At 71.1% G+C, this 13746-nt stretch carries 16 protein-coding genes; 3 read left to right on the top strand and 13 right to left on the bottom strand.

All coding sequences use genetic code 11. The features are described from left to right. Window positions 1-32 precede the first annotated feature (32 nt). Together K4G59_RS14570 and K4G59_RS14565 are read right to left on the bottom strand one after the other, a co-directional pair. On the bottom strand, window positions 33-818 hold the full coding sequence (locus K4G59_RS14570) for an enoyl-CoA hydratase/isomerase family protein (RefSeq protein WP_231251788.1): 786 nt from the start codon (window positions 816-818) through the stop codon (window positions 33-35). Between the two features lie 28 nt (window positions 819-846). Beyond that, on the bottom strand, window positions 847-2445 hold the full coding sequence (locus tag K4G59_RS14565; protein ID WP_207081629.1) for an ABC-F family ATP-binding cassette domain-containing protein: 1599 nt from the start codon (window positions 2443-2445) through the stop codon (window positions 847-849). A gap of 108 nt (window positions 2446-2553) precedes the next feature. Here K4G59_RS14565 and ypfJ point away from each other — a divergent pair, with 108 nt between their 5' ends. Next, on the top strand, window positions 2554-3468 hold the full coding sequence (gene ypfJ, locus K4G59_RS14560; protein WP_231251787.1) for a KPN_02809 family neutral zinc metallopeptidase: 915 nt from the start codon (window positions 2554-2556) through the stop codon (window positions 3466-3468). 12 nt (window positions 3469-3480) lie between these two features. On the opposite strand, the gene K4G59_RS14555 is transcribed toward ypfJ, so the two are convergent. Together K4G59_RS14555 and K4G59_RS14550 are read right to left on the bottom strand one after the other, a co-directional pair. Continuing rightward, complete coding sequence (locus K4G59_RS14555) at window positions 3481-4401, bottom strand: aminoglycoside phosphotransferase family protein (protein ID WP_231251786.1); 921 nt, start codon at window positions 4399-4401, stop codon at window positions 3481-3483. A 55-nt stretch (window positions 4402-4456) separates the two neighbouring features. After that, a complete protein-coding gene (locus K4G59_RS14550) occupies window positions 4457-5065 on the bottom strand; it encodes an acVLRF1 family peptidyl-tRNA hydrolase (RefSeq protein ID WP_231251785.1) in 609 nt (202 codons plus the stop codon). A 72-nt stretch (window positions 5066-5137) separates the two neighbouring features. On the opposite strand from K4G59_RS14550, the gene K4G59_RS14545 reads away from it, so the two are divergent. Both K4G59_RS14545 and K4G59_RS14540 read left to right on the top strand, forming a co-directional pair. Next, window positions 5138-6085, top strand: coding sequence for an SMP-30/gluconolactonase/LRE family protein (locus K4G59_RS14545; protein WP_231251784.1), 948 nt, complete (start codon window positions 5138-5140; stop codon window positions 6083-6085). Window positions 6086-6158: 73 nt separating this feature from the next. Continuing rightward, window positions 6159-7376, top strand: coding sequence for a hypothetical protein (locus K4G59_RS14540; RefSeq protein ID WP_231251783.1), 1218 nt, complete (start codon window positions 6159-6161; stop codon window positions 7374-7376). A gap of 26 nt (window positions 7377-7402) precedes the next feature. On the opposite strand, the gene K4G59_RS14535 is transcribed toward K4G59_RS14540, so the two are convergent. The 9 genes from K4G59_RS14535 to sufD form a co-directional block, all read right to left on the bottom strand. Next, complete coding sequence (locus tag K4G59_RS14535) at window positions 7403-7948, bottom strand: NYN domain-containing protein (protein WP_231251782.1); 546 nt, start codon at window positions 7946-7948, stop codon at window positions 7403-7405. A 31-nt stretch (window positions 7949-7979) separates the two neighbouring features. Continuing rightward, entirely contained in the window at window positions 7980-8366 is a 387-nt protein-coding gene (locus K4G59_RS14530; protein ID WP_231251781.1) for an ASCH domain-containing protein, read from the bottom strand. Window positions 8367-8398: 32 nt separating this feature from the next. Beyond that, entirely contained in the window at window positions 8399-9181 is a 783-nt protein-coding gene (locus K4G59_RS14525; RefSeq protein ID WP_231251780.1) for an aminoglycoside adenylyltransferase domain-containing protein, read from the bottom strand. A gap of 68 nt (window positions 9182-9249) precedes the next feature. Then, window positions 9250-9630, bottom strand: coding sequence for a metal-sulfur cluster assembly factor (locus K4G59_RS14520; RefSeq protein ID WP_269210180.1), 381 nt, complete (start codon window positions 9628-9630; stop codon window positions 9250-9252). After that, on the bottom strand, window positions 9623-10120 hold the full coding sequence (gene sufU / locus K4G59_RS14515) for a Fe-S cluster assembly sulfur transfer protein SufU (protein WP_231251779.1): 498 nt from the start codon (window positions 10118-10120) through the stop codon (window positions 9623-9625). The genes K4G59_RS14520 and sufU overlap by 8 nt, the downstream gene beginning before the upstream one ends. Window positions 10121-10124: 4 nt before the next feature. Beyond that, window positions 10125-11360 (bottom strand): cysteine desulfurase, encoded by a 1236-nt coding sequence (locus K4G59_RS14510; RefSeq protein WP_372461820.1) that lies wholly within the window; start codon window positions 11358-11360, stop codon window positions 10125-10127. A 32-nt stretch (window positions 11361-11392) separates the two neighbouring features. Then, a complete protein-coding gene (gene sufC, locus K4G59_RS14505; RefSeq protein WP_231251778.1) occupies window positions 11393-12154 on the bottom strand; it encodes a Fe-S cluster assembly ATPase SufC in 762 nt (253 codons plus the stop codon). Then, window positions 12151-12513 (bottom strand): non-heme iron oxygenase ferredoxin subunit, encoded by a 363-nt coding sequence (locus K4G59_RS14500; RefSeq protein ID WP_231251777.1) that lies wholly within the window; start codon window positions 12511-12513, stop codon window positions 12151-12153. The genes sufC and K4G59_RS14500 overlap by 4 nt, the downstream gene beginning before the upstream one ends. Then, window positions 12513-13706: a Fe-S cluster assembly protein SufD gene (gene sufD / locus K4G59_RS14495; RefSeq protein WP_231251776.1), complete on the bottom strand. Its 1194-nt coding sequence runs from the start codon at window positions 13704-13706 to the stop codon at window positions 12513-12515. The genes K4G59_RS14500 and sufD overlap by 1 nt, the downstream gene beginning before the upstream one ends. Window positions 13707-13746 lie beyond the last annotated feature (40 nt).

Raw genomic sequence — 13746 nt, 5'->3', positions numbered from 1 at the left:
GTCGGTCCCAGTGTTCCTGAGGGGTACGACGATCAGCCGGCGAGGGCTGCCGCGACGGCGCGGAAGCGGCGTACCTGCGCCTCGCGCTCGAGGCGGCGCTGCTCGTCGAGGTCGCGCTCCCCCGCCCCCTGGAGCAGCGCCTTGGTCTCGGGGACGACCCCGGGCATCGGTGCCGTGAGGGCCGCGGCGAGGTCGCCGACCGCGGCGTCGAGGTCGGCGGACGGCACCGCCGAGGTCGCCAGCCCGATCCGCACGGCCTCCTCGGCCGTCACCACACGCGCGGTGGCGCAGATCTCGAGGGCGCGGGCGTAGCCGACGTGCTCGACCAGCGGCTTGGTGCCGGTGAGGTCGGGCACCAGACCGAGGGCGGACTCCTTCATGGAGAACTTCGCGTCGTCGGCCACCACGCGCAGGTCACACGACAGCGCGAGCTGGAAACCGGCGCCGATGGCGTAGCCGCGGACCTTGGCGATCGAGACGAAGCGCGGGTCGCGCAGCCACGTGAAACCGCCCTGGAACTCGTCGATCCGGGCGGAGGCCTCCTCGTCGCTGAGCGCGAGCAGGCCGACGACGCTCTCCTGGCCCGCCGTCGACGGGTCGAGCATCGCCCGGTCGAGCCCCGCGGAGAAGGTGTCGCCCTCCCCCGTCACCACCACGACGCGTACGTCGTCGGGCAGGGTGCGCCCGATCTCCCCGAGCGCGATCCACATCGCCGGCGTCTGCGCGTTGCGCACGTCGGGTCGGTCGAGCGTCACGGTCGCCACCGGGCCCTCGATGTCGAGGCGGAGTCCGACGGCGGCCAGGTCTGCGGAGGTCATGCGCCGAGGTTACTACCGGCGGGTAACCTCAGGCGAGCGACACCAGGTCGGCGTAGTCCTCGTTCCACAGGTCCTCGTCGCCGTCGGGCAGCAGGAGGACCCGGTCGGGGTCGAGCGCCCGCACCGCGCCCTCGTCGTGGGTGACGAGGATGATCGCGCCGGTGTAGCTGCGGATCGCGTGGAGCACCTCCTCGCGGGAGGCGGGGTCGAGGTTGTTGGTGGGCTCGTCGAGCAGCAGGACATTCGCGCTGGAGACGACCAGGATCGCCAGGGCGAGCCGGGTCTTCTCCCCGCCCGACAGCACACCGGCGGGCTTGTGCGCGTCGTCGCCGGAGAAGAGGAACGAGCCGAGCACCGAGCGGGCCTGGGTGTCGGTGAGCTCGGGCGCCGCGCTGTGCATGTTCTCCAGCACCGTGCGGTTGACGTCGAGCGTCTCGTGCTCCTGGGCGTAGTAGCCCATCTTGAGCCCGTAGCCCGGCACGACCTCACCGGTGTCGGGCTGGTCGACGCCGGCCAGGATGCGCAGCATCGTGGTCTTGCCGGCGCCGTTGAGGCCGAGGATGACCACGCGGCTGCCCCGGTCGATCGCGAGGTCGACGGCGGTGAAGACCTCGAGCGAGCCGTAGGACTTCGACAGCTCCGACCCCATGAGCGGCGTCTTGCCGCACGGGGCGGGCTCGGGGAAGGCGATCCGCGCCACCTTGTCGGCCGCACGCTCGCCCTCGATGCCGGCCATCATCTTCTCGGCCCGCTTGAGCATCGACTGCGCGGCCTGGGCCTTGGTCGCCTTGGCGCGCATCTTGTTGGCCTGGTCGGTGAGCACCTTGGCCTTGTTCTCGGCGTTCGAGCGCTCGCGCTTGCGGCGCTTCTCGTCGTCCTCGCGCTGGGTGAGGTAGTTGTGCCAGCCCATGTTGTAGACGTCGATGACGGCGCGGTTGGCGTCGAGGTGGAAGACCTTGTTGACCGTGGCCTCGAGGAGGGCGTTGTCGTGGCTGATGACCACGAACCCGCCGCGGTGGGCCTTGAGGAAGTCGCGCAGCCACACGATCGAGTCGGCGTCGAGGTGGTTGGTGGGCTCGTCGAGCAGCATGATCTCGGCACCGGAGAAGAGGATGCGGGCGAGCTCGACCCGGCGGCGCTGGCCACCGGAGAGGGTGCCGATCGGCTGGGCGAGGATGCGCTCCTCGATGCCGAGGGCGGCGGCCATCTGCGCGGCCTCGGACTCGGCGGCGTAGCCGCCCCCGGCGTGGAGCTCGGCGTCGGCGCGCGCCCAGCGCTTCATGCCGCGCTCGTGGACCTTGGGGTCGGGGTCGGCCATGTCGACCTCGGCGTCGCGCAGGCGGCGTACGACCTCGTCGAGGCCGCGCGCGGACAGGATCCGGTCGCGGGCGATCACCTCGGGGTCGCCGACGCGCGGGTCCTGCGGGAGGTAGCCGACCTCGCCGCTGCGGAGGACCTGCCCGTCGGCGGGGGTCCCCTCGCCGGCGAGGATGCGGGTGAGGGTCGTCTTGCCGGCTCCGTTGCGCCCCACGAGGCCCACCTTGTCGCCTGCGGCGATGCGGAAGGTGACGTCCTCCATGAGGAGCCGCGCGCCGGCTCTGACCTCGAGCTTCTGGGCGGTGATCATCGGGCCACATCCTACGAAGGGGTGGAGGCAGGAGCCCCATCGGCGGCACAGGCGCTAACCTTCGCTGCGGTCGCTCCGACCGTCACGACCTGCTGGAAGGCACCACCCATGCGCTTCAACCCGAAGGCCCGGCTCGACACCTCTCGCGTCCGCGACGGTGGCGGCGGTGGCGCCTCCGGCGGCCCGATGCGCATCCCGCTGCCGGGTGGCACCAAGGCCGGTGGCGGCATCGGTGCGGTGCTGATCGTGATCCTGTTCCTCGTCCTCACGCAGTGCACCGGCGGCGGCCTCCCGAGCCCCGGCGGCGGCACGTCGTCGGGCACGGACACCAGCCGCATGCAGGACGAGGAGCGCTACCAGAACTGCCGGACCGGCGCGGACGCCAACTCCGACGTGGACTGCGCGCGCGTGGCGGTCGAGAACTCCCTCGTCGACTACTGGGCCGACACGCTGCCCAGCCAGTCCGACACCGGCTTCTCCCCCGCGTCGATGACGACCTTCAGCGGTGCCGTCACCACCGGGTGCGGGCAGGCCTCCTCACAGGTCGGGCCGTTCTACTGCCCGCCCGACCAGGGCATCTACCTCGACACCACCTTCTTCGCCGACGTCCTCGAGGGCCAGCTCGGCGGCCGGGGCGGCGACTTCGTCGAGCCCTACGTCCTCGCCCACGAGTACGGCCACCACGTGCAGAACCTGATGGGCACCATGGGCCGGGTCCGCACCCAGCAGGGCGCCGACTCCGACGCCGTGCGCCTCGAGCTCCAGGCCGACTGCTACGCCGGGATGTGGACCGCGCACGCCGAGGACAGCGAGCTGATCACCCTGGACGACGCCGACATCGCCGAGGCACTCGACTCGGCCAAGGCCGTCGGCGACGACCGGATCCAGCAGAAGTCCGGCCAGGGCGTCGACCCCGAGGGCTGGACGCACGGCTCGTCGGAGCAGCGGATGGCGTGGTTCACCCGCGGCTACGAGGAGGGCTCGCTCGAGGCGTGCGACACCTTCTCGGCCAGCGACCTCTGACCCGACGCACCCTCAGGCGAGCAGCGCCTCGATCTGGGTGACCTGGCGCTGCATCGCGCGGATGTAGGGCGCCACGCTCGGGTGGCGGAACTTCCCGGCGAGCGCTCCGTCGCCCTCGGCGACGCGGGCCAGGGCCCAGTCCAGGCGGGTGAGGGCGGTGTAGACCGCCATCACCCGGGCGCCCGTCATCACCTGCTCCGTGGTGGCCAGGCCTGCCGGCAACGCGTCGACGTACGCCTCCACGAGCGGCTCGACGGCCTCGCGGGTCGCGAGGGAGAGGTAGCCCAGGTCGGCGCCGACCGGTCCGCGCCCCAGGTGGGCCCAGTCGATGGCGATCGCCCCCTCGCCCCCGGACACTCGCCCGGGGATGTTGGCCGCGGACGGGTCTCCGTGCTGGGCGACCTGCGGGAGCGCGTCGCACCGGTCGAGCCAGGGCTCGCGGTGCCTCCAGAGATGATCGGCGATGTCCGCAACAGGCGTCCGGGCGAGGACGCGCCATCCGCCGCGTCGGTCCACCAGCGCCAGTCGGGTGCGCAGCTGATCGCGGACGAGCCACGGGTGCTCCCCCAGGTCGACGGCCGCGAAGCGACCGAGGCAGGCGGCCAGCCAGAGGCCGGGCGCGTCGTGGTGCTCGACGCGCTCGTGGACGAGCGTGACGCCCTCCTCGTCCTCCTCGACCCGTACGACGCCCGCCTCGCGCAGCCCCGGTGAACCGGCGACCACGCCGCTGAGGGCGACGTCGGCGGCGCGCCGCCAGTAGTTCACGTCGCGTGGCGCGAGGACGCCGCCGGCGGCGTACGGGTCCGGGGCCTGCAGCCGCTTGACCACCACGTCACGCCCGCCGACGCTGGCCGACCAGACCCCGGCGGTGGCCGGTCCGGCACCGGGAAGGGCTCGCCACCCGGGCTCGGGCTGCCAGCGGGAGCCGTCCATGGCCGCGAACCTAGCGCACGCCGCGGTCGCTGCGGCGCAGGATCGCGCATGCGGGTCACCCGGCGTTGGTGACCTCGACGCGGATCGCCTGCGCGTCGAGCACCGCCCGGTCGAGCACCGCGCGACGGGGGTCGGGCACGGCCAGCCACGGCTCGACGACCGTGAGCCGCGCGAGCCGCGGGTCGTTGAGCACGGCCTCGACCGCACCGTGGTCGCCCCCTGTCACGACCGGCCCGACGCCGGCGAGGATCCGCGCAGCGTGCTCGGCCGCCGCCTCGTAGGCCTGTCGTGCCTGGTTGTCGCGTCGACGGGCGAAGCGCTGCTGGCTCTGCCCGCCCGCCTTGGTGCGGCCCTGCACGTGGCGCTGGCCGATCTTGTGCTCGACGAGACCGGTGGTGCGCAGGCGCGCGACGGCGAAGCCGCCCTTGCGCACCAGCAGGACACCCCACTCCCCCGGCGGCACGGCTGCCTCGGCGAAGGCCGCGGCGTCGGCCGGTCCGTCGTACGCCGTCGCGAACGGCAGGTGGGCGGTGAAGTGCGAGCCGTCCGCGGCGCTCCCCGACAGGTCGCCCTCCCGCACCTGCAGGTCGGTGTCGCCGTGGCCGGTCGTGAAGTTGTCGACCCAGCGCGGCCAGCGGGCGGCGGGGACGAGGACGTGGGGCACGGGCCGAACCTAGCCTGCCGCTCGGAACCCGTGGTTACAGTCGAAGATCCACCATTTCCGGGAGGTCCCTCCGTGCGCCGCATCCTCGTCCCCGCCCTCACCGCCGTCCTCGGGCTCAGCGCCCTGACCGCCACGTCTCCCGCGTCCGCCGAACTCGCAGAACGCGACAGGCCGTTCCCCTCACGCATCGAGCTGCCCGACGGCTTCCAGCCGGAGGGCATCGCGATCGGTCCCGGCGCGAAGGCCTGGCTCGGGTCGCTCGCGGACGGCGACATCTACCGCGTCTCGCTGCGCACCGGCGAGGGCGAGGTCGTCGTCGACGGCACCGGCACCCCCGCCGTCGGCCTGAAGTCCGACCGACGCGCCCGGCTCTTCGTCGCCGGCGGTGACTCCGGCACCGCCCGCGTGGTCGAGACCCGTTCCGGGGACGTCACCGACTACGACGTCGACGGCGCCTTCGTCAACGACGTGGTCCTCACCAAGCGGGCCGCCTGGTTCACCGACTCCGGGCTCCCGCAGCTCTACCGCGTCGCGCGCGACTCGAAGGGTGCTGCGGCCGCGACGGCGACGACGCTCCCCCTGACCGGCGAGTGGGTGCAGGGCACCGGCTTCGGCGCCAACGGCATCAGCACCACCCCCACCGGCGGCGACCTGCTCGTGATCAACTCCGGCACCGGCGTGCTCTACCGCGTCGACCCGGCGACCGGGGTCGCGACCGCGGTCGACCTCGGTGGCACCTCGCTCACCATGGGCGACGGCATGCTCCGCCACGGCCGGTTGCTCTACGTCGTGCGCAACCGCATCAACGAGATCGCCGTGGTCCGCCTCGACCGCACCGGGTCCAGCGGCGAGCTCGTGCGCACCATCACCGCCGACGACCTCGACGGGTCGACGAGCTTCGACGTGCCGACCACGGTCGCGAAGTTCGGTGGCAGGCTCTACCTGCCCAACGCGCGCTTCGGCACCACCGCGACCCCCGACACCGACTACTGGGTGACGAAGGTCCGCGCGAAGCCGTGACGGCGGCGGGAATCCGTGGAGCCGACTTCTCGAAGGTGTACTGCGTCCTCGACGCCGTCGCTACAGTCCGCGCATGCACACCGTGAGGGCTCGCGCCGCGACCACCACCATCGTCCTGGCTGTTCTTGCGCTCCCAGCTTGTTCGTCAGCGACTCCCGAGGACCTCGCCGTCCCCACCCCGAGCGGCACGACCGACCGAGACTCCGTGGGCCAGGCCGAGGAGGCGCTGGCCTTGACTCCACTGGAAGAGGCACTGGCCGTCCTGCCTGCGGGAGTGGGAGGTGTGGAGTTCCGTAGCGACAAGCGGTCCGCCGACCGACTCGGCCTCCTCGGAGCCGATGGCACGAGTGTCGTCGAGCGCGGCGCGGCCTATGCCGACCGTCGTGGGGACGTGCCGCCGTCCGACTTCGCTGCGGCGAGCAGCCTCGCTCCCTTCGTCGAGCAGATGACGACCGGCGGCGCCCCGTTCAGCCAGCTCGACGTCGAGTGGTCGCTGCTCGCGCAACAAGACAGCTCGCGCGAGGAGAGCACGTCGACTGAGATCATCCGGGTCAGGGACGAGGTGGACCTCACGGCTGCCTACGCAGACCTGGCGAGCGCAGGCTTCGAGCAGCGCTCCGAGGGAGCGTGGGAGGCATTCCACCTCGATGGCATGGCGGCCGACCACGTCGACACCCTCAACGCCGGGCTCATCGCCGATCGCTTTCCCTCGCAGTTCTTTCCCGTCGTCCGGATCCACGCCGCATCCCACCTGGTCGTCCTCGGCGACGTGTCAGGGCTGGACCCCACCGGCGCTGAGGACCGGACCGGCTTGGCAACGATCCTCGAGCCCGACGGGCTGCAGGATCTGGAGTGGGTCGGGATGAAGACCAGCGACTTCTTCTACTGCGGTGCACCGGTCGCCCGGGCGACGTCCAACCGAGACACGCCCGAACGCATCACGGCCTGGGCGGAGCGCTTCGGCATCACCGAACTGGGCATGCCCCGGTCCACCGTGATCTCGTGGGAGCCGGGTCAGGACGTCATCCACCGCAGCGTCTTCGTGGACACGGCGGCCGCCGAGTCAGCCATGACAGTCCGGGAGCAGATGTACTCGGGGGTCGCGCTGGATGATTCGCTGGCTCTCGGCGTGCTGATGCCTGCGGACGGCAACAACTCGCCCTACGATCCCGGCTGGACGATGGTCCGGCAGAGCAACGTCATCGAGGTGCGACACAACGAAGGTCGCCCACGTGCCGCCCTGCAGACCTATGCCTCAGGCGGCGTCGGGTTCGACACCTGCGCCCCGTGAGCGAGTCCTTCCCAGGGCTCGCTGCCTCAGAGGAAGTCGAGCGGGTCGAACTCGTCGATCGGGATGATCCGCACGCGCGGCAATGGGGTGTTGAAGGCACCGAGGTCGTACTCGAGGTCGAAGATCCGCAGGCCCGGGAGGTTGCGGAACTGCGAGTTGACGAACTCGGTGAAACCGATGACGCCGACCTGCCGCGAGCCGTCGCAGAGCTGCGCGACCTGGTCGACGAAGTCCCCGTCGTGGCTGACGAGCACGACGTCGGCGTCACGGTCGACCAGCGCCTCGGCGGTGCGCTGGATCGCGATGTCGACGATCTTGCCCTCGCCGCTCAGCGGGACCGGCTTGAAGCCGATCGCGAGCAGCGCCTGCACGAAGCTGATCGGCATCTCGGTGCTGGCCGCGAGGAAGAACAGGCCGGTGACGTCCTGGTCGAAGGCCCGCTCGGCCCACTCCAGCAGCCGGTCCCACCGGGGGCGCTCCTCGGGCCGGGGGCGCCGCCCCAGGATCGAGGTGCCCAGGGTGGCGTCGATGTTCTCCCCGTCGACGAGGAGGTAGGTCATCCGCTCGGCCATGCGAGGACTCTCCCACACCCGGCGACGCGCCTCAGGCGCGGTAGACCACCCGGAACGACTCGACGACCTCGTCGTCCGCGATCGCGACCTCGCTGACCTCCACCAGCGCGCGCGGCACACCGGACCCGTCGCACAGGATCGACAGCACTCCCACCTGCGGCAGGTCGCCGGCATAGTCCGCGGCGTCCGCCGACGTCGATCCGCGCTCGTCGGCCAGCACCTGCTCGACGAAGGCGTCGGACTCCTGCGCCGAGTCGCCGAACGCCCACGCCGGCGGCGGCACCGACTCGAGCGTGGTCGGACCGAAGTAGGACGGCGCCGCGTTGAGCTTGGCGTGGAAGCGGGCCAGGTTCCAGAAGACGCGGAGCTCCTCGTGGTCGAAGTCCGTCTCGGGCAGGTCGACCTCGGGCTCATCCATGACCGGAGCCTAGCGAGCCGACCCCGATCCGTTCAGGCCTCGGCGGCGACGTACGCCGCGAACTCCCGCGCCGCCTCCAGCGATCCCGGTCGCGGTGGGTCCTGCGGGTCGAGGCCGAGGTCGCGGTCGGCCAGCACCTGCTGGAGGAGCGGCCGCCATCGCGGGTCGCCGTGCACCATCGCCCAGCGCAGTGCGTCCCGCTTGCTCGCCACCTCCCCGGTGCGGACGGTGTAGAGGCACCGGCTCGCCTGGACCACGAGGTAGCGCTGGCACCAGGCGACGTCCGAGGGGCACCAGGAGGCGATGTCGTCGACGAGGCTTGCGAGGCCGGTGCGCGCACTGCCGCGCAGCACCTCGTCGGGCACCGCGCCGACCAGCTCGACCGGGCACGGACCGACGAGCGTGATGCCGTGCTCGCGCAGGACCCAGCGGGTCCAGGGCTGGTTGCAGTGGGTGGACCACGTCATCTCGACGTGACCGTGGTCGACGTAGAGCCACTCGCGGCCCAGACCGTCGACCGAGCGCAGGTCCGCGGCGACGGCGTACGACCCCTCGAGGTGGCCGAACCAGTGCCCGTCCCGGTCCGGCAGGTCCCGGTGCAGGGCCCGCAGAGCCGCCTCCTGCGCGGCGTCGGGTCGCCCCCGCACCGCGACGACGAAGTCGCAGTCGCTGTGCAGGTCACCCGCGCCGAGCGCGAACGACCCCTGCACGTAGGCGCCCACGAACGACTCCCCCAGCGCCTGCTGGGCGCCGGTGACGAGCACGTGGAGCACGCCGTTGAGCTCGGCGTAGCGCGTGGGGTGGGGGTTCAGCACGGGTGGAGTGTGCGCCCCGGCGCACCCCCGACGCCACGGAATATCCGCAGGTCAGGTGCGCCTTGACCTCAGACGTTGAACCCGAGCGCGCGCAGCTGCTCGCGGCCGTCGTCGGTGATCTTGTCCGGTCCCCACGGCGGCATCCAGACCCAGTTGATCGCGACGTCGTTGACGATCCCCTCGAGGGCCGCGTTGGTCTGGTCCATGATCACGTCGGTCAGCGGGCACGCCGCCGACGTCAGCGTCATGTCGAGCACCGCGTTGCTGTGCTCGTCGAGGTGGACGTCGTAGACGAGGCCGAGGTCGACGACGTTGATCCCGAGCTCGGGGTCGACGACGTCCTTCATCGCCTCGGTGACGTCGTCGACGGTCACCGTCGACGTGCCACCTCCGGCGCTCGCCTCAGGCACGTCGGGCAGGTCGCCGTGGTCGATCTGCTGGTCAGTCATGGGTGACTCCTCCGGTCGGGGCCGAATCTGATTGGGCCTGGGCGGTCGCGTCCTTCCACGCCATCCAGGAGAGCAGCGCGCACTTCACGCGCGCGGGGAACTTGGCGACACCGGCGAACGCGATGCCGTCCTCGAGGACCTCCTCGTCGGGCTCGACCTGTCCCTTGCCCTGCATGAGCTCGAGGAAGGTCTGGTGAACCGACATGGCCTCGTCGACCGGCTTGCCGATCACGAGGTCGGCCATCACCGACGTGGACGCCTGGGAGATCGAGCACCCGACGGCGTCGTAGGACACGTCCTCGACGATGCGGCCCTCCGGCCCGTCGGTGAGGTGCACGCGCAGCGTGACCTCGTCGCCGCAGGTCGGGTTCACGTGGTGCACCTCGGCGACCCCAGCAGAGGACGGGTCGCCCCTGAGTCCCTTGTGGTGCGGGTTCTTGTAGTGGTCCAGGATGATCTCCTGGTAGAGCGAGTCCAGCTCGGCACTCATCGGTTCATCCCACCTTGAAGTAGCTGCGGGTGTGGTGGAGGCCCTCCACGAGCGCGTCGATCTCCGCGGGCGTCGTGTAGAGGTAGGACGACATCCGCGTCGAGCTCTGCACCCCGAAGCGGGCGTGCGCGGGCCTGGCGCAGTGGTGCCCGGCGCGCACGGCGACGCCGCGCGAGTCGAGCACCTGGGCGATGTCGTGGGGGTGGACGCCGTCGAGCTCGAAGGAGATCGCACCGCCGCGCCGCGTGGCGTCCAGCGGACCCATCACCCGGAGCCCGGGCACGGACTGCAGGCCCTCGAGGGCGTACGCCGTGATCGCCTGCTCGTGGGCGTGGATCGCCTGGAGCCCGATGTGGCCGAGGTAGTCGACCGCACAGCCCAGCCCGACCGCCTCGACGATCGGCGGGGTGCCGGCCTCGAAGCGGTGCGGCACCTTCGCATAGGTCGAGCGCGCCATGGTCACGGTCTCGATCATCTCGCCGCCACCGTGGAAGGGCGGGAGCGCGTTGAGCAGCTCCTCACGGCCCCACAGCACGCCGATCCCCGTCGGGCCGCACACCTTGTGACCGGTGAAGACCAGGAAGTCGCACCCGACGGCTTGCACGTCGATCGGGAGCTGCGGCGCGGCCTGCGAGGCATCGATCACCGACAGCGCGCCGAACGCGCGGGCACGCTCGACGAGGTCGGTGACCGGGTTGATCGTGCCGAGCATGTTGGAGACCCACGTGAAGGCGAGGACCTTGGTGTTCTCGTCGACCAGCTGGTCGGCGTCGGCGAGGTCCAGCTCGCCCTCGTCGGTCAGCCCGAACCAGCGCAGCTCCGCACCGGAGCGCTCGCAGGCCAGCTGCCACGACACGATGTTGGAGTGGTGCTCCATCTCGGTGATGACGACGTTGTCGCCGGGCCCGAGCTCGATCGTGCGGGCCAGCAGGTTGAGCGCCTCGGTGGCGTTCTTGGTGAAGACCACCTCGTTGCGCGACGGCGCGTTGAGGAAGGCAGCCACCTTGTCGCGGGCGCCCTCGTAGGCCTCGGTCGACTCCGCGCCGAGCTGGTGCATGGCGCGGGCGATGTTGGCGTTGTGGCGCTCGAGGTGGTCGACCATCGTGTCGATGACCACCTGCGGCTTCTGCGAGGTGTTGGCGCTGTCGAGGTAGACCAGCGGCACCCCGCCCGCGAGCGTGCGCTCGAGGATCGGGAAGTCCTTGCGGATGACGTCCAGATCCGGAAGCAGTCCGTCCACGGTGGTCTCCTCTCTCGTTCTGGCGGGGTGGGTCAGGCCGAGGCGGGGTTGAGGTAGCGGTCGTAACCCTCTGCCTCGAGCTGGTCGGCGAGCTCCTTGCCGCCGGACGCGGCGACCTTGCCGTCGACGAAGACGTGGACGTGGTCGGGCTCGATGTAGCGCAGGATGCGGGTGTAGTGGGTGATCAGCAGGACACCCTTGCCCTCGCGTGCCCGGAAACGGTTGACGCCCTCCGAGACGATCTTCAGCGCGTCGATGTCGAGGCCGGAGTCGGTCTCGTCGAGGACGGCGACCTTCGGGTCGAGCAGCTCGAGCTGCGCGATCTCGTGGCGCTTCTTCTCGCCACCGGAGAAGCCCTCGTTCACGTTCCGGGTGCCGAAGGTCGGGTCGAGGTTCAGCTGCTCGAGGGCCGCGTTGACGTCCTTGACCCAGGTGCGCAGCTTGGGCGCCTCGCCGTCGATGGCGGTCTTCGCGGTGCGGAGGAAGTTCGACACCGAGACGCCGGGGACCTCGACGGGGTACTGCATCGCGAGGAACAGGCCGGCGCGGGCGCGCTCGTCGACCGAGAGCGACAGCACGTCCTGGCCGTCGAGGGTGACCGAGCCGCCGGTGATCGTGTACTTCGGGTGGCCCGCGATGGAGTAGGCCAGGGTCGACTTGCCGGAGCCGTTGGGGCCCATGATGGCGTGCGTCTCGCCGTCGTCGATGGTCAGCGTGACGCCCTTGAGGATCTCCTTCGGGCCGTCCTCGGTGTCGACGGTGACGTGCAGGTCGGTGATGACGAGCTTGCTCATGCGGGGGTGACTCCGTTCAGGGTGGTCTCGGTGTCGACGTAGACGTCGCTGGTGCCATCGGCATTGGCGCGTACGTCGACGGGGAAGGTGGCGACCGGCTCGGTCGCGGGGAAGTTGGTCGGCTTGCCGGTGCGCAGGTCGAACATCGACCCGTGCAGCCAGCACTCGATCTGGCAGGCGCCGTCGCTGGTGGCGACCTCGCCCTGGCTCAGGGCGACCTCGGCGTGGCTGCAGAGGTCCTCGACCGCGAAGACCTCGTCGCCGTCACGGGCGATGGCGATCTCGTAGCGGCCGAGCGTGACGGCCAGGGCCTGGTCGGTCGGCACCTCGTCGAGGGAGCAGGCGCGCTCGAAGCCCATCAGGAGAGCTCCTTCAGCACGTTCTTGGCCAGCTCCGCCTCGACCGTCGCCAGCAGCCGAGCCTCGATGGAGGGGACACCGACCTTGCGGATCAGGTCGTTGAAGAAGCCGTGCACGACCAGGCGCTGGGCCTCCTTCTCGGAGACCCCGCGCGACTGGAGGTAGAACAGCTGCTCGTCGTCGAAGCGGGCCGTGGCCGAGGCGTGGCCCGCGCCCTCGATCTCGCCGGTCTCGATCTCGAGGTTGGGGATCGAGTCGGCCTGGCAGCCGTCGGTGAGGACGAGGTTGCGGTTCTCCTCGTAGGTCTCGATCCCCTCGGCGACCTTGCGGATCAGCACGTTGCCCACCCACACGGTGTGCGCCTTCTCGCCCTGCAGCGCGCCCTTGTAGACGGCGTGCGACTTCGTGCGGGGCGCGGTGTGGTCGGCGAAGATCCGGTGCTCGATGTGCTGGCCGGCGTCGGCGAAGTAGAGACCGAGCAGCTCGGCGGAGCCGCCGGGACCGTCGTAGGTCACGTTGGCATCCATGCGCACCACGTCGCCGCCAAAGGAGATCGCAGCGTGCTTGTAGGACGCATCGCGACCCACGCGCGCCTGGTGGTGCGAGAGGTGGACGGCGTCGTCGGCCCAGTCCTGGATCGAGACGACCGAGGCGTCGGCGCCGTCGGCCACGACCACCTCGACGACCGCCGAGACCGCGGCCGAGCCGGTGTGGTTGAGCACCACGACGGCCTTGCTGTGGGTGCCGAAGCGCAGCACCACGTGCGCGCCGCTGGTCACGTCGGCGTCGGTGCCGTCGACGTCGATCACGATCGGTTCGGACACCTCGGTGTCGGCCGGCACGTCGACCAGCAGCGTCGCCGGGACCTCGGCCAGGATCCGTGCGGTGAAGCGGGTGTTGGGTGCCCAGCCGCTCACGCCGCGCAGTGCGGTGGCCTCGTCGCCGGTCACCACGCCGACCGTGGCGCCCTCGGGGGCGTTCCAGGTCGCGCGGGTGTTGCGCCAGTCGAGCGGCGCATCGGCGTGCAGGCCCCTGAGCCGCTTGAGCGGCGTGAAGCGCCAGATCTCCTCGCGGCCGGTGGGGACCACGTGGTCAGCGACGTCGTAGGAGCCGGCCGGGTGGAGGTGGCTCTCCACCTTGTCGAGGGGCGCCTGCTCCAGTGCGGAGCGGACTGAATCAGTGGTGACGGTCACTACTTCTCTTTCTACGTGCGGATCGGACGGGGACAGGCGC

Source organism: Nocardioides furvisabuli (genome assembly GCF_021083185.1).
Classification (GTDB): Bacteria; Actinomycetota; Actinomycetes; order Propionibacteriales; family Nocardioidaceae; genus Nocardioides; species Nocardioides furvisabuli.
Note: the sequence above shows the minus strand (reverse complement) of the source record. Positions and strands in the feature narration are given on the sequence as shown.